At 42.2% G+C, this 19,925-nt stretch carries 20 protein-coding genes, 4 tRNA genes and 1 riboswitch; of the genes, 7 read left to right on the forward strand and 17 right to left on the reverse strand.

Annotation, left to right across the window (positions count from 1 at the left end; translation table 11 throughout):
- Positions 1-17: 17 nt before the first annotated feature.
- Positions 18-785: a hydroxymethylpyrimidine/phosphomethylpyrimidine kinase gene (locus F3J02_RS04980; RefSeq protein ID WP_167247997.1), complete on the reverse strand. Its 768-nt coding sequence runs from the start codon at positions 783-785 to the stop codon at positions 18-20.
- 93 nt (positions 786-878) lie between these two features.
- Between F3J02_RS04980 and F3J02_RS04985 the strand changes: the two genes are divergently transcribed.
- Complete coding sequence (locus F3J02_RS04985; RefSeq protein ID WP_167247998.1) at positions 879-1,553, forward strand: HAD-IA family hydrolase; 675 nt, start codon at positions 879-881, stop codon at positions 1,551-1,553.
- 48 nt (positions 1,554-1,601) lie between these two features.
- On the opposite strand, the gene ribB is transcribed toward F3J02_RS04985, so the two are convergent.
- Complete coding sequence (ribB, locus tag F3J02_RS04990; RefSeq protein WP_167248374.1) at positions 1,602-2,261, reverse strand: 3,4-dihydroxy-2-butanone-4-phosphate synthase; 660 nt, start codon at positions 2,259-2,261, stop codon at positions 1,602-1,604.
- A 98-nt stretch (positions 2,262-2,359) separates the two neighbouring features.
- A riboswitch (FMN riboswitch) is annotated at positions 2,360-2,517 on the reverse strand.
- A 185-nt stretch (positions 2,518-2,702) separates the two neighbouring features.
- Between ribB and F3J02_RS04995 the strand changes: the two genes are divergently transcribed.
- Together F3J02_RS04995 and F3J02_RS05000 are read left to right on the forward strand one after the other, a co-directional pair.
- A complete protein-coding gene (locus F3J02_RS04995) occupies positions 2,703-2,915 on the forward strand; it encodes a hypothetical protein (RefSeq protein WP_167247999.1) in 213 nt (70 codons plus the stop codon).
- Positions 2,916-2,929: 14 nt separating this feature from the next.
- Positions 2,930-4,102, forward strand: coding sequence for a hypothetical protein (locus F3J02_RS05000; RefSeq protein WP_167248000.1), 1,173 nt, complete (start codon positions 2,930-2,932; stop codon positions 4,100-4,102).
- Here the strand turns inward: F3J02_RS05000 and F3J02_RS05005 are convergent.
- The 12 genes from F3J02_RS05005 to F3J02_RS05060 form a co-directional block, all read right to left on the reverse strand.
- Positions 4,099-5,889, reverse strand: coding sequence for a patatin-like phospholipase family protein (locus F3J02_RS05005; RefSeq protein WP_167248001.1), 1,791 nt, complete (start codon positions 5,887-5,889; stop codon positions 4,099-4,101). The genes F3J02_RS05000 and F3J02_RS05005 overlap by 4 nt on opposite strands.
- A gap of 186 nt (positions 5,890-6,075) precedes the next feature.
- On the reverse strand, positions 6,076-6,456 hold the full coding sequence (gene panD, locus F3J02_RS05010) for an aspartate 1-decarboxylase (protein ID WP_004655255.1): 381 nt from the start codon (positions 6,454-6,456) through the stop codon (positions 6,076-6,078).
- A gap of 139 nt (positions 6,457-6,595) precedes the next feature.
- Positions 6,596-7,177 (reverse strand): aminoacyl-tRNA hydrolase, encoded by a 582-nt coding sequence (pth, locus tag F3J02_RS05015; protein ID WP_167248002.1) that lies wholly within the window; start codon positions 7,175-7,177, stop codon positions 6,596-6,598.
- 19 nt (positions 7,178-7,196) lie between these two features.
- On the reverse strand, positions 7,197-7,493 hold the full coding sequence (gene rplY, locus F3J02_RS05020) for a 50S ribosomal protein L25 (protein ID WP_004663523.1): 297 nt from the start codon (positions 7,491-7,493) through the stop codon (positions 7,197-7,199).
- 96 nt (positions 7,494-7,589) lie between these two features.
- Positions 7,590-8,543, reverse strand: coding sequence for a ribose-phosphate pyrophosphokinase (locus tag F3J02_RS05025; protein WP_005273299.1), 954 nt, complete (start codon positions 8,541-8,543; stop codon positions 7,590-7,592).
- Between the two features lie 101 nt (positions 8,544-8,644).
- A tRNA-Gln gene (locus tag F3J02_RS05030) sits at positions 8,645-8,719 on the reverse strand.
- A gap of 85 nt (positions 8,720-8,804) precedes the next feature.
- Positions 8,805-8,879: transfer RNA gene (locus F3J02_RS05035), tRNA-Gln, on the reverse strand.
- Between the two features lie 18 nt (positions 8,880-8,897).
- Positions 8,898-8,972: transfer RNA gene (locus F3J02_RS05040), tRNA-Gln, on the reverse strand.
- A gap of 29 nt (positions 8,973-9,001) precedes the next feature.
- Positions 9,002-9,076: transfer RNA gene (locus tag F3J02_RS05045), tRNA-Gln, on the reverse strand.
- Entirely contained in the window at positions 9,075-9,908 is an 834-nt protein-coding gene (ispE, locus tag F3J02_RS05050) for a 4-(cytidine 5'-diphospho)-2-C-methyl-D-erythritol kinase (protein WP_167248003.1), read from the reverse strand. Before ispE ends, F3J02_RS05045 begins: the two co-directional genes overlap by 2 nt.
- A gap of 14 nt (positions 9,909-9,922) precedes the next feature.
- Entirely contained in the window at positions 9,923-10,504 is a 582-nt protein-coding gene (gene lolB, locus F3J02_RS05055; RefSeq protein WP_167248004.1) for a lipoprotein insertase outer membrane protein LolB, read from the reverse strand.
- A 4-nt stretch (positions 10,505-10,508) separates the two neighbouring features.
- Entirely contained in the window at positions 10,509-12,227 is a 1,719-nt protein-coding gene (locus F3J02_RS05060) for a tetratricopeptide repeat protein (protein ID WP_216076266.1), read from the reverse strand.
- Between the two features lie 79 nt (positions 12,228-12,306).
- Here F3J02_RS05060 and hemA point away from each other — a divergent pair, with 79 nt between their 5' ends.
- Positions 12,307-13,590 carry a glutamyl-tRNA reductase gene (gene hemA, locus F3J02_RS05065; protein WP_167248005.1) on the forward strand — a complete coding sequence of 428 codons (1,284 nt, stop codon included), beginning with the start codon at positions 12,307-12,309 and terminating at the stop codon, positions 13,588-13,590.
- A 6-nt stretch (positions 13,591-13,596) separates the two neighbouring features.
- Here the strand turns inward: hemA and F3J02_RS05070 are convergent, their stop codons facing one another.
- Both F3J02_RS05070 and F3J02_RS05075 read right to left on the reverse strand, forming a co-directional pair.
- Complete coding sequence (locus tag F3J02_RS05070; protein ID WP_167248006.1) at positions 13,597-15,486, reverse strand: DNA primase; 1,890 nt, start codon at positions 15,484-15,486, stop codon at positions 13,597-13,599.
- Positions 15,487-15,614: 128 nt separating this feature from the next.
- A complete protein-coding gene (locus F3J02_RS05075; protein ID WP_167248007.1) occupies positions 15,615-16,715 on the reverse strand; it encodes an outer membrane protein assembly factor BamD in 1,101 nt (366 codons plus the stop codon).
- A gap of 71 nt (positions 16,716-16,786) precedes the next feature.
- Between F3J02_RS05075 and rluD the strand changes: the two genes are divergently transcribed.
- The 3 genes from rluD to F3J02_RS05090 all read left to right on the forward strand — a co-directional run bounded on the left by rluD (position 16,787) and on the right by F3J02_RS05090 (position 19,305).
- A complete protein-coding gene (rluD, locus tag F3J02_RS05080) occupies positions 16,787-17,836 on the forward strand; it encodes a 23S rRNA pseudouridine(1911/1915/1917) synthase RluD (protein ID WP_167248376.1) in 1,050 nt (349 codons plus the stop codon).
- A 72-nt stretch (positions 17,837-17,908) separates the two neighbouring features.
- On the forward strand, positions 17,909-18,649 hold the full coding sequence (pgeF, locus tag F3J02_RS05085) for a peptidoglycan editing factor PgeF (protein ID WP_167248008.1): 741 nt from the start codon (positions 17,909-17,911) through the stop codon (positions 18,647-18,649).
- An 83-nt stretch (positions 18,650-18,732) separates the two neighbouring features.
- Entirely contained in the window at positions 18,733-19,305 is a 573-nt protein-coding gene (locus tag F3J02_RS05090; protein WP_151716560.1) for a flavodoxin family protein, read from the forward strand.
- A 39-nt stretch (positions 19,306-19,344) separates the two neighbouring features.
- Here F3J02_RS05090 and smpB read toward each other — a convergent pair whose 3' ends face one another.
- Positions 19,345-19,821 carry an SsrA-binding protein SmpB gene (gene smpB, locus F3J02_RS05095; RefSeq protein WP_005190982.1) on the reverse strand — a complete coding sequence of 159 codons (477 nt, stop codon included), beginning with the start codon at positions 19,819-19,821 and terminating at the stop codon, positions 19,345-19,347.
- Positions 19,822-19,925: the final 104 nt, after the last annotated feature.

The raw sequence follows: 19,925 nt of genomic DNA on the forward strand, positions 1-19,925 counted from the left end.
ATTTATTCGGGGATGCTTTAAAAGCGTTTTGGAATCTTTTGCCCATTCGGTACAGGCGTTTCTGCCTGTTTTAGTACGCCAAACAACCATGTTTCTGCATGTTGAACCGCAATTTTTAAAGAATCACCCAACGCTAAACGTCCTGCAATAAAGCTTGCCAATGAGCAGCCTGAACCATGATATTGGCCTTCTAAACGAGGGCAGCGACTTTCCGCCAGCATTTTGCCATCGGCATAGAGCACATTACGGATATGATCAGGCGTATCTTCATGCCCACCTTTGACCAATACTGCTTTTGCACCCATTTCGAAAAGTTTTTCAGTAGCCAGCTCGATATCCTCTAAACCTGTTAAGGCTCTTAACTCAACAGTATTGGGCGTAATCACTGTTGCCAATGGAATCAGCTCAACAAAGGCTTTGACTAATGTCGCTTGGTCGCCCAATGAACCGCCACTATTTGCTACTAAAACGGGATCTAGGACATATAAATAATCTGGATGTTCACGCAAGAATTCAGCTAGTGCCGCAATATTGTCAGTCGTACCTAACATACCTGATTTCACGCATTTAATCGGTAAATCACCGACCACGGCATTGGCTTGTGCCAGCAATAATTCCTTTGACGTCGCTTCAAAACCAAACACTTGTTGTGAGTTTTGAATGGTTAAAGCGGTACAGGCAATGGCTGCATGCGCACCACTTTGTCCAATTGCTTCAATATCTGCCTGTAGACCAGCCCCACCAGAAGGATCTAAGCCTGAAAAACAAAGTACGGTTGGACGCACTGCAATTTCCTTTTATTCTGCAATCTACGGTAGTATAGGGAAGTTTCGAGAAACTCTCGACTATGTTGTGTAAGACTGTAAGAGATTGAGCGAATGACGATCAAAAATATTCTAATCGATTTAGATGGGACTTTAACCGACCCGAAAGCAGGGATTCATGGTTCAATTCGTTTTGCGCTAGAAAAATTAGGTCAGCCCATAGCGGATGAGGTCGATTTAGACTGGACTATTGGGCCGCCACTCAAAGCATCTCTTGCAAAATTACTCAATACTCAAGATGATGATTTAGCTGAACAGGCATTACTCGCTTATCGTAAGCGTTTCTCGGTAACAGGCTTATTTGAGAATGAAGTTTATCCTTCAGTTGCCCAGACTTTGCAACAATTGCAATCACAGGGTTATGCTTTGTTTTTGGCGACAGCAAAGCCTACAGTTTATGCGAAGCAAATTTTGGTTCATTTTGATCTAGCTCAGTATTTTACCGAAATGTACGGTAGTGAATTGACTGGTGAGAGAACTAACAAAGCGGATTTAATCGCTTATATTCTGGAACAACAGCAGTTAGACGCACAGCAGTGCATTATGGTCGGCGATCGCCAATATGACATTATCGGTGCGCGAGCTAATGGTATAGAAACCATTGCCGTCAATTATGGTTATGGTCGGGCAGATGAATTGGCTCAGGCACAGCCTGTAACGCAGATTTCTCAATTTAGCCAGTTAGTTGAAACGGTGGCTGAACTGAATGCAGAACGGAAAGTCTCTTAAAATCCATGCAATAAAAAGCCTCGATGATTCGAGGCTTTTTATTTTTAATTAGACATTATGCTTTAAGCGGTATTGCACCAGTTCTTCGATACTAATCACGGTCAAACCATGTGTTTGTGCATAAGCTAAAACTTGAATACCTGAAGCCATAGAACCATCTGGATTGGTTAACTCACACAATACTCCTGATGGTTTTAAACCTGCCAGACGTGCTAAATCAACGGTACCTTCGGTATGACCACGACGGCTTAGGACACCGCCTTCACGCGCACGTAAAGGAAATACATGACCCGGACGGCTAAGGTCACTTGCAATGGCACCATCTTTGGTTGCAGCTAAAACAGTGGTGACGCGGTCTTTAGCAGAAACGCCTGTGGTCACACCTTGTGCCGCTTCAATGGTCACGGTAAATGCAGTTTTAAACTGGCTAGAATTGTCGACCACCATTGGCGGAAGTTCTAAATGATCAGCTAATGCTTCAGTTAGGCATAAACATACAATACCTGAACCATCACGAATCATTTGTGCCATGGTTTCGACAGTTAAAGTTTCAGCAGCAATAATCAGGTCAGCTTCGTTTTCACGATCAAAATCATCCATCACCAACACAGGTTTGCCTTGGCGGATATCTTCTAAAGCTTGTTGAATACGTTGTTCAGCAGGGGAAAGGGCTGAAAAGAAAAGTTCGGGTTGGATTAAACTTGACATAATGAAACGCTCTCGTAAATTGGATACGGTTGAACATTTCAGGACTGTTGTGAAAAATAAGCGTACACCAAAACAACGCAAAAAGCGTGTTTCAGTGGTTTCGTCTTCTTTCATCCGGACTATACCGTCGGCTTTGGTCTCTCACCAAATCTGCGAGTATATAAAAATATATACAGGCTCGTGGGCTGATTAGGTCATTTTATTGCAATGTCTAACTTACCACCGGTGGGGAATTTCACCCCGCCCTGAAGCGATGTGTTTCGATTATAGCCAGATTTTTATGAGAAAAGGCAACTTTTTATAGAATGAATCGTTCTATAAAAATGAAAAAATTTGCTGAGACGTCGCTCGGTTGTTCTACTGGTCTGTGAAACTGGCAATAGATTTAAATTGAGCATACACTCGAAAGATAAAACAACAATAATGCAGAGGAGTGGACTGATGGAGAAAGCGGATAAGACTGAATTAGAGCAATTAGCACAACAATTACGTAGACCTGTAATGAGTCTTCAAGCATTTTCACAACTCTCCCATCAGGATTTGGCTTGGTTAAATCAACAATTACAGCAGGCCATAAAAAATGAAGATCAGAGAATGAATCGTAGTGTGTATCAAACGCCTTTTTTCCTTCGTTGGTTATTCCGAAATAAATAAAATAAGGAAATTGCATGACTCGTTTGGCAGTACAGGCAGAGTTGATTAAGCTCGCTCGCATTTTGCAGGTGTCAGAGCAGGAGTTAGCGTTTATGCAGTCTTTGGCACCTGAAAGCCTTAGACAGTTTAGGTTTGCGATATTAGAACGACTCCAAAATCGTCAGAAAAAACGTTTTCGTTATTTGGCTGCATGGGTGAATTGGTTACCACGCTGGGTCAGTATTTTCATGGTGAAACACTTTTTAGAACCATTTATTGTCGCCCAAATTGCAGTGTATTTATCTACAGAAAACTCTTATCGAATAGCGAAGCATTTACCTGCAAAAACCATAGCAGCAATTGCTGTTTATTTGGATCCTCGCCTGGCAAGAGAACTACTTGGCTATCTCACTACACATCAGATTACTGACATTACTCAAGTTTTATTAGCGCAACGGGACTTTGTAACGATTGGGCGTTTTGTCAGTATGTTATCTGATGCTGTTTTGCAGGATGTTGCACAGGTTGTTGAAAGTGAAAGCGACCTATTGGAAATTGCTTTTTATATTGAGTCCCGTGAGCAAATCGATCATTTAGTCCATGTCTTACCTAAGCAGCGTATTGAACAAGCTTTATTGATTATTGGTGATCCAGCGCAGAGATTAGTGTGGCCAAAAGTTTTGGCTTTGATGAGTTATATCAGTTATGGGCTAAAACAGGAGCTTGGGGATTTAGCGGTTCTGCAAGGTGAGTCTGTTGTTAATGCCATTATTCAGGCAACTCAAGAGGATCAATTATGGGAAGATATGTTACCTGTGGTGGCTTGTTTATCGGCACAGGCACAGAGCTTTGTTGCAAATTTGCCAGCGTTAAGGCAGGTCACCATTATCCATAGTATTGTGGAGGCTGCTGATCGCTGCGATTTGTGGACCGATATGTTGGTCATTGTGAATTATATGCAGGACGAAGCAAGACAAGCAGTAGCAACAGCAATTGCCCAAATTGATGAGGAAGTATTGCATCATATTGCTTATGCATCATTATTGCGTTCGCAATGGGAGGTAACTTTCGACATTATGCGAAGGATGCCAATCGACAAGCAGCAGCAATGTCATCGTATTCTTGATGGCTATATGCAACAGCTAGATCCTGAAACTTATCAATATTTAGATGGCCTATTAGATCGATATCAGATTCACTCGGCTTAAGCATTCGGCAGAGTTTCTCGAATTGGCAATAAGGTCTCGAGGGCATGCTCATAGCCGCGTTCGATCAGTTCATCGAGTTTATGCCAGTCAAACATACCAATGCCTTCAATCGGCATACGGATATGTAAATTGGCACGTTCAATTGCTGCTGTTTGAATCATGGTGTCACTTGCAAGGGTCGCAGTACGCATTAAAATTTCTGCCAGACGTGGTGCATGTAGAAGTTTATCTTTGATGATTTTATTCCAGTTCAATAACGCACTTTGATCTGGTTCTTCTAAACCGATGCCGGGGACTCGAATATCATCATGCAAGCTGACATTGCTGGCAATAATGGTGCCCCTTTCTAGATTTTGCATGACATCAGTTGGTAAATTATTAATCACGCCGCCATCGCAGAGTAGATTTTCATGCCAAGCAACAGGTGGCGCTACACCGGGTACACTCATACTGGTGCCGACCCAAGTGGCGAGCTCACCTTGATCATGAATGACGGCTTGACCTGTGGTGAGATTGGTTGAAATGCAGTAATAGGTCTGTCTGAGTTCTTCAATTCGACGGCTTCCAAAGATAGCATGTAAACGGGAATGGAAACGTTGCCCTCGAATCAGTGATACACGAGGCATGGTGTAATCATTGAGATAATTACGCGCCACAAAAGTTTCATAAGCGATATGGGTCATTTCCACACTATCAAAACCACAGGCGACTAGGGCTGCTACAAATGCTCCCATACTGGTGCCACCAACAATATCAATCGGGATATGTAATTGTTCCAGCGCTCGAATCAAACCGATATGGGCAAAGCCACGTGCACCGCCGCCACCAAGTACTAGACCAACACCTTGGCTAGAGATCTGACGAGCAACGGCACAGATATCAGCTTGTGCCCAAGGATGGATGAAGTAATGGGCACGAGCGTGATAGAGCTGCTTCCAAATCAACGTATGTGGTGAGGGGTCTCCTTCGGAACGGAGCAATACCAGTTCAATCGGGCTTTGCCAATCATGCTGATTCAGTACATCAGACAGTCTGGTCTGAGTAGGTGTTTGGCTGGCTTCTGCCAGAATCAATATTCGATCAGCTTGGTGTAAACAGCGTTTGGACCATTCATCATCACTGCTATCTGCAGCGTAGAGTACGTAACAATGTTTTTCTTCTAAATTGGCTAGCCATTGGCGTAGTTTTAAATCGTCACTACTGTAGTCTAATGGTGTCTGACTGAACCCTACACCAAACAAGGCATCAACATGTGCAGCTGTAACTAAACGAACTTGAGGCCAACGTTGTAAATGTTCGGTCAGTTTTTCTGCCAAATGCGTGGCTGGGATATGGGATGAGACTGGAATCACTGAAAGTGTGCGACTGTTTCCCATCGCATGACAATGTTGCAATTCGGGTTGGGCGCGGTGAATGATGAGACGAGATAAAGCAAACAAGACTTTGGGGTAATGGTGAATAAAATCTAAAAATTGCTGTTGTGGAATACCAAGTAGAGCAGTATCACGGACTGCGTTGACTGTCCCATGATGAGGTTGATTGGAAATAACTCCTGTTTCACCAACAATGTCATGACGGCCAAAATAAGTCAGTAAACCTGCTGTAGTGGTGAGTTTGACCCGACCATAAGCAACAATATAAACATAATCGGCAATGTCATGTGCGCAATAAAGCTGTTGTCCTGTTTGTAGATGCCGAATATGACAATGCGGTACCAAGCTTTCTAAGGTGGTGTGATCTAAGTCAGCAAACAGGCTGACTTTGCTGAGGAGGTGAGTAATATCCATATTCTGCAAATTATCGTTATTGTTTATTTTATTGAATAAGGCATTGAACTATTTTACAAGTTTGCTTGCGTAAAAAATCAGCGGATTTTCCAGTGTTTTTGTAGTTTGCTTGAACTAGGTCTTGGGTTTTCTGGGCAATAAAAAAGCCAGTTCATATCGACTGGCTTTTTAGAAATCTTTTACTGCTTATGCAATTTGTACAGGAATACAGTTTGCAGTGTGATTTACGGTATTGTCTGGATTTGCATAAACCAAGCGAGGTTTGTGGAGGTTCGCTTCTACTTCGGTAAAGTCACCGAAAGTTGCAATGATCACTAAATCTCCAACATCAGCTTGATGTGCTGCACCACCATTGACTGAGATAATACCTGAATCGTCTTCACCACGAATTGCGTAAGTTGTGAAGCGTTTGCCGTTAGTTACGTTCCATACGTGGATTTCTTCGTATTCACGAATCCCTGCTAAGTCCATTAATACGCCATCAATTGCACAAGAACCTTCATAATGAAGCTCTGCATGAGTCACAACTGCACGGTGAATTTTACATTTTAATAAACGAGATAGCATGGCTAGCGTCTCCTGAGTAAGACCTAAGATCAATATCTTATGGTTGACTTGTCACGTTTTCCGCGGGCTATAGGCGGTTTGATGCGCATTTTGCGCTTAAAAATGCAATATGGCAAGCGGGATTGATCAACAATTCAGTTTATGCGGGTTTGTAAGCGTTAATTTGATTCATTGCTTGTGAAACTTGTCCATCAACAAGCATTTTCACTTTAGACAAGGCATGATCAATTGCAGTATCCATTAGTTCTTGTTCACTGCTAGGCGCTTTGCCGAGCACATGACCAGAAACACGTTCTTTTGAACCTGGATGCCCAATTCCAATACGTAAACGATGGAAATTAGCACCGATATGCGGGACGATATCGCGAAGACCATTGTGTCCGCCATGTCCGCCACCTGTTTTCAAGCGGATAACGCCAGGATTCATATCTAGTTCATCATGCGCAATCAGGATTGCTTCAGGTGCAACTTGATAAAATTTGGCGAAAGGGACAACACTTTGACCAGAACGGTTCATAAAAGTGGTAGGAAGTAATAAACGTACGTCATGACCTTCGATTTGGCCACGACCGCTGTATCCGTGAAATTTAGGATCAGCTTTTAAAGAAATACCATAACGGTCTGCAAGCTGTTCAACGAACCAGAAACCTGCATTATGGCGGGTTTGGGCATATTCCTTTCCGGGATTGCCCAAACCAACAATTAGCGAAATATTTGACACTAATTTACGCCTTTAACACTTATGCGCGTTTGAAGTCAGCATGCATAGGTGTGTTTTTAGCTGGGTGACGTTGTAAAGCTTGGATTTTAACGTTCTCAACTTTGTCACCGATTTTGATTTCGATAACTTCTTCGAAGAAAGCGTTATTTTCTAAAGCTTTAACGATTTCACGAAGCTCTAAAGTAACTGCTACAGGCTCAGCACTGCCACCATAAATGATAGCTGGAATTTGTGCAGCATGACGAAGGCGGCGGCTCGAACCTTTCCCTTGTTGTGCTACTTCACGTGCTTGAGCGTTTAATACGAAGTTTGCCATGGGCATATCCTCATTGAGTTTGATGAGCTAAACTTGCGACCAGTTTAGCGATAGAAAAACCCTAGCGAGCTAGGGTTTAAGAAAAAAGCTGGGCTATTATAGATAACTATCGAACATTGCGCTAATAGATTCTTCGTTATTGATACGACGAATTGTTTCAGCAACCATGCTAGCAACAGAAACTTGGCGAATTTTACCTAAGCTTAGTGCTTCATCTGAAAGAGGAATTGTGTCAGTAACAACCAGTTCATCAATCACAGAGTTACGAAGGTTATCAATGGCTTTGCCAGATAAAACAGGGTGAGTTGCATAAGCAACAACACGACGAGCACCAAATTGTTTGAGTGCATCGGCAGCTTTGCAAAGCGTACCTGCTGTATCTACCATGTCATCAACGATCACACAGTCGCGATCTTTAACATCACCAATCAAATGCATCACTTGTGATTCATTTGCTTTTTGACGACGTTTATCGATGATGGCTAAATCGATATCACCCATTTGTTTCGCAACAGCACGGGCACGAACGACACCACCAACGTCAGGCGAAACAACCACAAGATTGTGATGTTGTTGCTGGCGTAGGTCAGCAAGTAACGCTGGCGTACCATAGATGTTGTCAACAGGAATATCGAAGAAACCTTGAATTTGGTCTGCGTGCAAGTCAATCATTACTACACGGTCAATACCAACAGTTGTGAGCATGTCTGCAACAACTTTCGCGGTAATCGGTACACGAGCAGAGCGTGGACGACGATCTTGGCGAGCATAACCAAAGTAAGGAATGACAGCAGTGATACGACCAGCACTTGCACGACGCAAAGCATCAGCCATAACCAAGATTTCCATCAGGTTATCATTGGTAGGGGCGCAGGTAGACTGAACGATAAAAACGTCTTTACCACGAACATTTTCAGTAATTTCAACTGAAATTTCACCATCAGAGAACTTGCTAACAGAAGCAGCACCTAAAGGAATATGTAAATGGCTTACGACTTTTTGAGCGAAATGTGGATGAGCACTTCCACTAAAAACGACAAGATTGGGCATGAAGCACCTGAGCGAGGGTTAAGCGAAGCAATGCTTCCACCGAGCGCAAGGGAAAAATTTTTAATTTTTCCGACGGGTAATTTGGAAACAATTTATTTATATGGCAGGGGCGGCTGGATTCGAACCAACGGATGCCGAGATCAAAACCCGGTGCCTTACCACTTGGCGACGCCCCTAATGCGGCAGAACTTTAAAGGTTTTAAAAGATAATGTCAATATATTTGAGCAAATATCAATATAAAACAAGTCTGTCTAAAGATATGGCAGGGGCGGCTGGATTCGAACCAACGGATGCCGAGATCAAAACCCGGTGCCTTACCACTTGGCGACGCCCCTAAATTCGATATTATGTAATGGCAGGGGCGGCTGGATTCGAACCAACGGATGCCGAGATCAAAACCCGGTGCCTTACCACTTGGCGACGCCCCTAAATATTACATATATCTACAGATGAAAATTGGCAGGGGCGGCTGGATTCGAACCAACGGATGCCGAGATCAAAACCCGGTGCCTTACCACTTGGCGACGCCCCTAACACGTAACTGAAAAATGTCTTAAAGGTGATTCTGCTAAACTATTGACCAAGTAAGCTTTACAAGGCGAGTTTTGCAAAATTTGTTCTATATCCATTTCACTGGTTACCTCAGTAAAAACACAAGCACCTGTACCTGTAAGCTTTGCTAGACCAAACTGATCTAAATATTGCATCGCTTCTTCTACTTCAGGGTATAACTGTCGAGCCAGAGGTTCAAAGTTATTTCCAAAATTAGAAGGTTCTAACTGATAGGCGCAAAATGTAGTGATCTTGGAATCTCTTGTCAATGTTTTTTGAGAAAAAAGCTGTTGAGTGCTGATAAAACAGTCAGGTTTTAAGATTATGAATTTTTTTTGAGCTAAGTCTATGAATGATAAATGTTCACCGATCCCTTCGGCCCATGCATTACGACCTAAAACAAAGATTGGAACGTCCGCACCAAGCTGTACGCCATAATCGGCCAGTTGCTGTTCATTTAAGCCGCATTGCCAAAGTTGATTCAGTACAATCAGCGTGGTTGCCGCATTGGATGAACCACCGCCGAGACCAGCGCCCATTGGAATATTTTTCTCAATGCGAATATTCAAGCCACACAATTTTTGTGCATGTGGTTTAAGCAATTGTGCGGCACGATAGATTAAGTTTTGTTCAAGTTTGACTTCGCTTAAGCCTTCAATTTGAATCGTAGTTTCTGATGATGGTTTAAAAATCATCCAATCATATAAATCAATCAGTTGAAAAATAGTCTGTAATTCATGGTAACAATTTTCACGACGACCTGTGATATGCAAAAACAAGTTCAACTTGGCAGGGGAAGGCACTCTAATCATAAAAACAATCTAAATTATCGGTTTTGAATCACCATTGTAATACGGTTTTCTTTGTCATCGGCAAGTGCTTGCTTCAACAAAAGTTTATTGGGGAGGGTTTGAGCATCGTTATAACTAAAATCGACCGTCCAGCCATCTTCAACCAATTGCTTTAGACGATTATTTTCATCTTTATTCACTTGTGCATTTGAGGTCGCAGGTTTGGCTTGTACCCAATAAGCGAGATGCATAATTGGTGCTTGCCAACCTGTGGCTTTTTCAAGTAACTCTTCTGGGGTAGCTGCAGTAATTAGACCCGTTTTGGCACTGTTTAGCGTCACTTCACCAGGTTTTCCTTCAATTTGGGTCTTGCCAACACCTAAAATTCCTGTGAGTTCAATATCAAACTGATCCTGTTGTTGAACCCATGTGAAAAAAGCACTGCCTGATTGTTGTGGTGTACGGACACCGATTTTGCCTTGTAAGCTAAAATTATTTTCATCTTGAACTTGTGGTGATGCAATCACTTTATTTGGTTGGCTTAAATGTTGGCAGCCCGTTAAAAATAGAACGCTACTACTACATACGGTAATGCACAATTTTGAAAACAAGCGCATGAATTTAACTCTTTTTCACGGTGATGGGTAAGATTAAGCTATCAAGTTGTTGTAATTGTGGGGCATTGGCATGTTTTTGTTTCAATTGCTGTAACACCTCGCTAAATTGCGTGAGTGCGCCTTGCATATACAGGGCTTTGGCATAACGAATACCAATATTGACATTCTCACTCAGCGAATACGCCTGCCCTAAGACTTTAGCTGCTGTATCAAAATCATTTTGTAAGAATGCTATATAGCCTAAAGTATCGAGAATAGAGGCTTGTTCAGGTGCATAGTCGAGCGCTAGTTCTGCATACTTGCGTGCTTCTTTAAGACGACGGTTTTGCAGTGCCAGTGTATAAGCATAAGCATTGAGATAGGTCGGGCTGTTGGGTTCGATTATTAACAGTTGTTTTAAGGTTTTGTCTAATTTATCTCGGTCAGTATAGGGGTCGAGTAATAATACTTCGGCATAAATTAATTCTGGGTCATCTGGCAAGCTCTTAATCGCTTCATCCAGCAACGCTAGCGCCGCTTTCTTATTATCCATCTTCTTTAAAATATCAGCCTGTGCTTGATACAAGAAACTGGCATGTTGAGGATAATTCACCCGTTCTTGCGTCAAGAAACGTAAGGCATCATTCAGTTGCCCTTGCTTCTCGAAAATCGCGATCATATTGCGACGCGAAACAATATATAAACTACCATCAACTAGGCGATAGTAGGCTTTTGCAGTTTCATAATGCTGTTTACGTTGTGCATTGATTGCGAGGTAATAATAAGCTTCATTTTGATATTTTGCTGATGAGCGCAATTCAACCAGATATTGTTCGGCTTTTTCATATTGCTTTAAATCAATACTGGTCAGGCCTGCAATAAACAGGGCTTCTTCTGCCTTGGGATGATCTTTAATGATATCTTCAAGTTTGTCCAAGGCTTCTTGTTGCTGATTGATTTGAATGTAATATCGCGCTTCTGCCATTCGAACATCAATATTATTCTTATTTTTGCGACTCGCTTGAGCAAACCATTTTTGAGTTTCCTCATCATTGCGCAAAGCCATTAATAGGTTGGCTTTCATTAAAATGAAACTGGTTGATTTTGAACGTTTCCGCAATGCACGATTAATATTGTTCAGTGCCTGTTCATATAAACCATCTTGCGCTTCTAAACCTGCAATCAAAGCGAGAATCGAAGGGTTGTTGCGCTCTTCACTGGCACGGAGTGCATTGAGTAGAATCTCACGATCTTGTGCCTGTTCAGGTGCAATACCCGCTAAAATCTCTTCAAGATCGGCAGTAGGATCTATATTTAAAATCTTATCTAGTGTCTTGGCTGCTAACTCATATTCATGTGTTTTTAACGCGATATGCGACAAATAGAACAGGGCGGGAACATCTTTAGGTTCTTGTTCAACCCAATGGGTTGCAATATTTAAGGCAGCTTGTAAGTCATTATATTCTAAGGCAATATCTAACGCACGCTGTTTAATGGTGGTTGAATTGCTACGAATGGCAAGCACAGTATAATTATGTAGCGCGGTTGCAATATCATCATAAGCAAGAGAAAATTCAGCAATCATGCTCTGTTGCAGTGCATGCTCAAAGCTCTTATCCGCATACATGTCGTGTATTGCTTGTGCAGAGACATAAGAGCTCATGCTACCTAACAACAAGATTGTGGTAGAATACCGTCGAATCGTCTTGCCGCTAAAAAGGGTACGGCGATATAGCTGACGCAATTTTTATTGATCCAAAGTAATGCTTTTTATGACACCGATGTTGCACAATAACATAAATTTAGCGAAATGATGATCTGATATGTCTTTCTTTGCATTGGGCGTCAACCATCAAACAGCCTCTGTTGAACTTCGCGAACAAATTGCTTTCAATGCAGAGCGATTAGCTGCGCTATTGCTTGAACAAAACCAACATGCATCACTGAATGATTTGGTGGTGGTGTCAACTTGCAACCGTACCGAAGTGTATGCCATGACAGAAGATGCGGATAGCGTCCTGAGTTGGCTGGCCCAAGTGAATAATATTGATGTAAAACAGTTAATTCATCATGTTTATCGTTACGAAAATGCCCAAGCTGTTACACATTTGATGCGCGTTGCTAGTGGTTTAGACTCATTGATGTTGGGTGAACCGCAGATTTTGGGGCAAGTTAAAAGTGCATTGGCACTGTCAAAAGATGCAGAAACTGTTTCGCCTGAATTGAATAGTGTATTTGAATATGCATTTTACGCAGCAAAGCGGGTTCGCTCAGAAACTTCAGTTGGAAGTCATGCCGTTTCAATGGGTTATGCCGTTGCTCAATTGGCTTCACAAGTTTTTAGCCATACTGAAAAGTTGACGGTAATGGTGGTGGCTGCTGGTGAAATGAATAGTTTGGTTGCCAAGCATTTAGCGGAAATGGGGGTTGCTAAAATCCTGATCTGTAACCGTAGTCGTGAACGTGCTGATCTATTGGCACAAGAAATTGCCCATCAAGTTGATGTTGAAATTATTCCTTTTGCAGAGCTTGCACAGAATTTGCATAGAGCGGATGTGGTCTCAAGTTGTACAGGTAGTTTGCATCAAGTGATTGAATATTCAGATGTTAAAGTTGCACTTAAAAAACGTCGCTATCAACAAATGCTCATGGTCGATTTAGCTGTTCCGCGTGATATTGATCCCAAAGTGGAATCATTGGATAACGTCTATTTGTATGGCGTTGATGATTTGCAAAGTGTGATTGATGAAAACTTAGCGCAACGTCGTCAAGCCGCGGTTGAAGCTGAGATTATGGTCAATCAATTGGCGACCCAATTGATGACTCAGCAAAAGGTGAAAGAGGCGAGTGGAACTATTCAGGCTTATCGTCAGCACAGTGAAGATGTGAGTCAAAAAGAATTGGCACATGCTTTGGAATCGCTGCAACATGGAAATACTGCTGAACAGGTCTTGCAAGAGTTTGCACATCGCTTAACTCAAAAGCTGATGCACCCAACCTCAATTTTGCTCAGAGAAGCAGCCAAAGCTGAAAATCCAGATTACTTTGAATGGCTGCAACAGCATTTGCAAGATGTGTTTGAACATGAACGTAAGCCACGCCAGTAATGACAGTTAAGACAATAAGCGCAAACTAATCTGTTTGGTCAATTCATTTAGTTGTTGGCGTAAATTACGCGATTCAATTAAAGAAATTGGTGATTTCAGTTTTAAGCGCAAATATTTCTCTTGTAGCCCCAAAGCATATTCCTTCGCCAGTTTGTCAGCAACTTCAGGTGCTTGGGTTAAGGACTGAATATTGGTACGCTGCATAATATCAGCCAGTTCATGGCTATAACTACTACAAGCGCCCAGCACATAATAGGTTGCAAGCTCCTGATCATCAGGAAGATCATCAAACACGATATTCAGTGCAGCGAGAATCTTCGCTAATAATTCATTTTGGTCAATCACCGCTCGCAGTTCTTCAAAATGAATATACAGGAAGGGATGGTGCATCAAAATCGCAACCGCAAAATCTTCATCTTTGGTCTGAATATTAAAAGATAGTGATGCATCATGGCTGATTTGTGGCGTGAAGCGTTTACCTAGACCGAGCTTCTCACGGAAAGACTGACTCAGCAAATAACGAAATGAACCGTGTTTAGGTAACAGTTCTGTTAACTCACGTAGTTCACCCATGACCAAGCTTTTGCCTTCAGGGGTACTGACGTCATGTTGTCCTGTTAAATGTGCGAACACAAAGTCAGATAACAGTGGTGCTTGTTGTAATAATTTTTGGAAATTTTCAAAACCTTCTCGACGAATCAGCGAGTCAGGGTCATGTTCATTCGGTAGTACAAAGAATTTTAATTCACGACCATCATTGAGCAGGGGGAGCGCAATTTCTAAAGTGCGTCGTGCCGCTTTCTGTCCTGCTGCATCACCATCAAAGGCAATGGTGATACGAGAATTTTGTTTAAACAGGGTGGTTAAATGATCGGCATTACTGGCCGTTCCCAAGGTCGCGACTGCACCATTGATGCCATATTGCTGTAGGGCAATCACATCCATATAACCTTCCACCATCAGCCAATCATTGGCTTTGAGTTTGCGGCCTTCGTATAGACCATAAAGTAATTGGTTTTTATGGAAAACTTCAGAATCAGGCGAGTTGATATATTTCGGTTTTATCTCGTCGTTTAAGGCTCGACCACCAAAGCCAACCACGCGGCCTTTATGATCGCGAATCGGGAAAATTACCCGTTCACGTAATAAATCGAAATCTCGACCGCTATCGCTGGAACGAATCAAGCCCAGTTGTTTTAAACCTTCAATATCTTGTGGAAAGGCTTTTTCTAAATGCTGCCAATCTTCTGGTGCATAACCCAAACGCCAAAATTGAATGGTCTGTGAGGATAAACCACGCTGTTTGAAATAGTTTTGTGCCTTTTGACTGTTGGGTAATTGCCGTTCATAAAACTGAGCGACATTTTCTAACAAGTCATAGAGATTACCTTCCTGTACCTGTTCATCCATGATATTGAAGGAAGGATCAAACTGGGCAAAGGGGTCATCCAGATAACGATCTGTATCGACAAAATGCCCATCCATAAATTCATCACTCGCCGGTGTCGGCGTAGTATTTTCAGCTACAGGTGAAACTGTCGGTTGTGGTGCGGCAGCTTGTTGAGGGCTGCGCTTATACGACAGTTTTTTATTGTCGTGATTATCTTTAGGGAGTTCTATGCCTGTCTGGTTAGACAGATCCTTCATCACATCAATAAAATTGCGACTGTCAATGTCCATCAAAAAGCGGATGGCATTACCATTGGCTTGGCAACCGAAACAATGGTAGTACTGCTTATCTCGATAAACATGGAATGAGGGTGACTTTTCCTGATGGAAAGGACAACAACCCGAATAGGTTCGCCCCGTCTTTTTTAACTTCACACGTTGACCGATCAAATCGACAATGTCGGTTCGATCTAAAATTTGATCAATCGTATGTTGTGGAATTGCCATGTGTGTTTAACCATTTAAGACGGGGAGTAGAACATTGTTGCTCTGCAAAATGTCAAGAATCATTGTTGCATAAAATGAAAAACAGGCAAGGGGTGACTTGCCTGTTTGCTGTATCAAAGAATTGCAGATTAGTTGGCTGCATCATCCTCAGATGAGTTGCTTGCTTCAGGTTTATCTAAAAGACCAAAGCTTAAACGATTTTTCCAACTTGGCTTATTTTCTGTTGCTGCTGGAGCTACAGGTGCTGCAACTGGAGCGGGTGTTGCTTGCTCAGCTTCTGGCTTACCGAGTAGACCAAAGCTTAAACGGTTGGTTAAGCTACGTTGTTCAGTATTGTTGGTTGCTTCATCTTTTTTGGTTTGAACCGTTTTAGATTCACGACCAAGTAAACCTAAAGTTGCACGATTCACCCAGCTACCTTCTTTACGTGCAGCACGTAAATTCACTTCACCATTCGATTTTACGAGATTCGGATAGTTGAGTTTTAAGATATCAATATATTGTTGCGAGGTCGCATTATCGCCAAGTTTTTGATAGCTATAAGCCAAAGTCGCTAATGCTTCAGGCGTTTGTGGTGTTTGCGGATAGTGTTCAATCACCCATTGTGCACGCTCAGCAGCAGCAAGCCATGCTTTACGCTCAATGTTGAAACGTGCTGCATTCATTTCACTTTCAGCCAATTCTTGGCCGATAAATTTCATACGCTGTGCAGCATCAACTGAATATTGGCTGCTTGGGAAGCGGCGAATCAGTTCTACGAAGTTTTGATACGCTACTTTCACATAGCTCACATCACGGTGTGATTGCTGTAAAGAGGTATAGCGAATTAAGCTGTCGTAATTCATTTCCATGTTGGCTACGCCACGAACATAGTAGGCATAATCAACATTTGGATGCTGTGGATTTAAGCGAATGAAGCGATCTGCAAGTGCAATCGTACCTTCATAATCTTTTTGTTTGAATTTCGCATAAAGCAGCTCAAGTTGAGCTTGTTGTGTATATTGCCCAGTTGGATAGTAAGTATCTAAAGCTTCAAGTGACTTTACCGCATCAGTATATTGATTGCGCTCAAGCGATTTTATTGCTTTTTCAAAATAAACTTGTTCACTCGATTGTGGTCCTTTATCCACCACTTCTTTCTTACTTGGATTGCTGCTACAGCCCACAAATGCAGACGCTACACCTAAAGATAGTGCAAGCACCGTAATTTTATAACGTGGTAGCGACATAAAAACTCCTCTGTTATTCTGGGCAATGAGCTACAATGGTGCTATTAAACCATTTTTGTACCGATCATCAAATGACTTCAGCACAATCTTCCAATTCAAACTTCTCTGAAACAGATTTCTTACTCGAAGATTCTGTGGATGCAGATAATCATAATTCCGACTCAACTGCAACACGTTTATCGTTGCAAATTCAACTTGATGAAAACTATTTAGGTCAACGTATTGATCAGGTTGCCGCATTGGTTTGGAGCGAGTTTTCTCGTGAAAAACTCAAGCAATGGATGAAAGACGGTCATCTGTTGGTAAATGGTAACATTGTTAAACCAAAGTACCGTTGTGAAGGTAATGAGCTGCTTACGCTTGAAGTTGAACTTGAAGCACAAACATCGAGCCAGCCTGAAAATATTCCATTAAATATTGTTTATGAAGATGACGATATTATTGTGATCAATAAGGAAGTGGGGATGGTGGTTCATCCTGGCGCAGGTAATCCAACGGGGACCTTGGTGAATGCGTTACTTTATCATGCGCCAAAATTGGCAGAGCTGTCTCGTGCAGGCTTGGTACATCGTATTGATAAAGATACCAGTGGTTTATTGGTGGTTGCGAAAAATCTTGAAGCGCAATTTTCTTTGAGTAAGCAGTTAGCCAAGAAAACCGTTTATCGTGTTTATGATTTAGTTGTCTATGGCAATGTCATTGCGGGTGGCACTATTGATGAGCCGATTAAGCGTCATCCTGTTGATCGTATTAAGATGGCGATTTTACCGGGCGGACGTGATGCGGTAACACATTATAATGTGAAAGAACGTTTCCGTGACTTTACCCGTATTCAGGCACAACTTGAAACAGGGCGTACTCATCAAATCCGTGTGCATTTTAGCTATCTTGGGCATGGTTTGGTTGGAGACCCTGTTTATGTCAATCGTGTGCGTTTCCCCGCAGGTGCATCAGAAACATTAACTGATAAGCTACGTAGCTTTAAGCGTCAAGCTTTGCATGCAGCTAAACTTGGCTTGGTACATCCGCGTACGGGTGAAGAAATGATGTTTGAAGCACCTTGGCCAGAGGATTTTACTCAGTTGCTTGAAGTATTGCGTAGTGAAAATGAAGCCTATTAAGTAAAGTTCCTTTTTAATAAAGGATGATTTGTTCAGCTCCTCCCTTTGAAAAGGGAGGTTGGGAGGGATTTTATGGAATTTGTACAAGGTCTGCCTAAAGGTGTTTATGTTGGGCAAACACGAATTGAACATCCTCAAACTATTGCAACAGCAAATGAAAATCTGTCTGGGTTTAATCTGGCGTTGCATGTCAATGATGATGCACAACGTGTTCAGCAGCATCGTATGGTCTTGTTGAATCAGTTATCTGTATTTGGTGTAGATAAAATCACATGGATGACGCAAACCCATAGCACGATTTGCCATACCGTGAATGAACAAATTCCATTTATTGCCCTTGAAGGAGATGGTCTAGTCACACAACGTGAAGGCCATGCTTTAATGATGATGACTGCTGATTGCCTACCTGTCGTCATGGGTAATGCCGACGGCACAGAAGTTGCCAATCTGCATGCCGGTTGGCGTGGTCTAGCCAATGGTATTATTGAAAATACTGTCACTGAAATGCAGTCTCAGCCGAGTTGGGCATGGCTAGGTGCAGCAATTAGTCAACCGTGTTTTGAAATAGGTGCAGAAGTCAAAGCCGCATTTTGTGAAAAATATCCTGAACTCGAAACTGCTTTTGTTGCTGGCCAAGTGGTGGGTAAATATCATGCGGACCTTTATGCGATTGCTCGCTTTATTTTAAATCGTTTGGGCGTAGAAACTGTTTTAGGCGGAGATCAGTGCTCTTATCAACAAGCCGAAGATTATTTTTCTTACCGCCGTGATGTAAAAACAGGACGAATGGCAACTTTTGTATTCATGCAATAAATTGCATTGGTTGTGTTGTTGATTCGCCATGTCGTAGTGAAAATGTTAAACTTGATCTAATTCATTGGTTTTTAAAATTCTCCATGTCTGTTATTGAGCAAATTATTCCCCAAGTTAAAGTTTGTGTGGTTTATCACAGTCCTTATGGACATACAGCCAAAGTTGCGCAATATATTACTCAGGGTGCCGAGCAGGCAGGTGCAGAGGTACATCTCATTTCTGTAGCAGCGCCACAGTGGGACTTATTAGACCAAGCTGATGTGATTGTTATTGGTTGTCCAACCTATATGGGCAGTCTCACAGCTGCATTGAAACAGTTTATGGAAGACTCCTCTAAACGTTGGTTAGCGCGGGCATGGCAAGGTAAACTGGCTGCTGGTTTTACCAATGGTGGCGGTCTCAGTGGCGACAAATTGGCGGTATTACAGCAGATTAATTTATTTGCGATGCAACATGGCATGGTGTGGGCTGGTTTACCATTTATGCCGACGGGAAGAAGTGCTTTAGATATTAACCGTATGTCGAGCTTTCTGGGCTTAATGACCCAGTCAGATAATGCCAGTGTTGAAATTACCCCACCAGAAGGTGATTTGGAAACTGCACGTAAGTTCGGAAAATATCTAGCTGAATTAAGATTGACACATATCCCAGTTTAATCTTGAGCGAAAAAAACCTCCAATTATTGGAGGTTTTTTTTATTTATACAGCAGACGAGATTTATCACGTTGCCAGTCACGGTCTTTTTCTGTAGCACGTTTGTCGTGTAATTGCTTACCTTTCACCAGTGCAATTTCCAACTTAACCAAACGGCCTTTCCAGTAACAAGCCAATGGTACACATGAATAGCCTTTTTGATTCACTGCACCCAAAAGCTTTTCTAACTCACGACGAGAAAGTAGCAACTTACGCGTACGTGTTGCTTCTGGAACGACATGGGTTGATGCAGACAATAACGGCTGAATTTGTGAGCCCAGTAAAAAAGCTTCGCCATTTTTAAAAACCACATAGCTTTCAGTGAGCGTCATACGTCCTGCACGCAAAGACTTTACTTCCCAGCCTTGGAGGGACATGCCTGCTTCAAATTTTTCTTCGATAAAGTAATCGTGACGCGCTCTTTTGTTTTGAGCAATCGTGCCACCATTATGTTTTTTTACAACTGTTGCTTGCGCCATAATCTAAACTTCCACAATTACAGCTATTGTGCCGTAAAACGCAACCTTTTTCCATTGTTTAGGAATTTCGCGTTTAGGCCGAACATTTGTTAAAATACGCGTCT

It is taken from the genome of Acinetobacter sp. Tr-809 (genome assembly GCF_011753255.1).
In the GTDB taxonomy this organism is placed as follows: Bacteria; Pseudomonadota; Gammaproteobacteria; order Pseudomonadales; family Moraxellaceae; genus Acinetobacter.

Excerpts from the sequence above, each read along its gene's own strand:
- F3J02_RS04995 (WP_167247999.1), top strand. The coding sequence starts at position 2,703 with ATGGAGAAAGCGGATAAGACTGAATTAGAGCAATTAGCACAACAATTA.
- ribB (WP_167248374.1), bottom strand. The coding sequence starts at position 2,261 with ATGTCAAGTTTAATCCAACCCGAACTTTTCTTTTCAGCCCTTTCCCCT.
- F3J02_RS04985 (WP_167247998.1), top strand. The coding sequence starts at position 879 with ATGACGATCAAAAATATTCTAATCGATTTAGATGGGACTTTAACCGAC.
- rplY (WP_004663523.1), bottom strand. The coding sequence starts at position 7,493 with ATGGCAAACTTCGTATTAAACGCTCAAGCACGTGAAGTAGCACAACAA.
- F3J02_RS05025 (WP_005273299.1), bottom strand. The coding sequence starts at position 8,543 with ATGCCCAATCTTGTCGTTTTTAGTGGAAGTGCTCATCCACATTTCGCT.
- F3J02_RS05090 (WP_151716560.1), top strand. The coding sequence starts at position 18,733 with ATGTCTGTTATTGAGCAAATTATTCCCCAAGTTAAAGTTTGTGTGGTT.
- F3J02_RS05005 (WP_167248001.1), bottom strand. The coding sequence starts at position 5,889 with ATGGATATTACTCACCTCCTCAGCAAAGTCAGCCTGTTTGCTGACTTA.
- lolB (WP_167248004.1), bottom strand. The coding sequence starts at position 10,504 with ATGCGCTTGTTTTCAAAATTGTGCATTACCGTATGTAGTAGTAGCGTT.
- F3J02_RS05070 (WP_167248006.1), bottom strand. The coding sequence starts at position 15,486 with ATGGCAATTCCACAACATACGATTGATCAAATTTTAGATCGAACCGAC.
- ispE (WP_167248003.1), bottom strand. The coding sequence starts at position 9,908 with ATGATTAGAGTGCCTTCCCCTGCCAAGTTGAACTTGTTTTTGCATATC.
- smpB (WP_005190982.1), bottom strand. The coding sequence starts at position 19,821 with ATGGCGCAAGCAACAGTTGTAAAAAAACATAATGGTGGCACGATTGCT.
- F3J02_RS05000 (WP_167248000.1), top strand. The coding sequence starts at position 2,930 with ATGACTCGTTTGGCAGTACAGGCAGAGTTGATTAAGCTCGCTCGCATT.
- F3J02_RS05075 (WP_167248007.1), bottom strand. The coding sequence starts at position 16,715 with ATGTCGCTACCACGTTATAAAATTACGGTGCTTGCACTATCTTTAGGT.
- pgeF (WP_167248008.1), top strand. The coding sequence starts at position 17,909 with ATGGAATTTGTACAAGGTCTGCCTAAAGGTGTTTATGTTGGGCAAACA.
- panD (WP_004655255.1), bottom strand. The coding sequence starts at position 6,456 with ATGCTATCTCGTTTATTAAAATGTAAAATTCACCGTGCAGTTGTGACT.
- rluD (WP_167248376.1), top strand. The coding sequence starts at position 16,787 with ATGACTTCAGCACAATCTTCCAATTCAAACTTCTCTGAAACAGATTTC.
- hemA (WP_167248005.1), top strand. The coding sequence starts at position 12,307 with ATGTCTTTCTTTGCATTGGGCGTCAACCATCAAACAGCCTCTGTTGAA.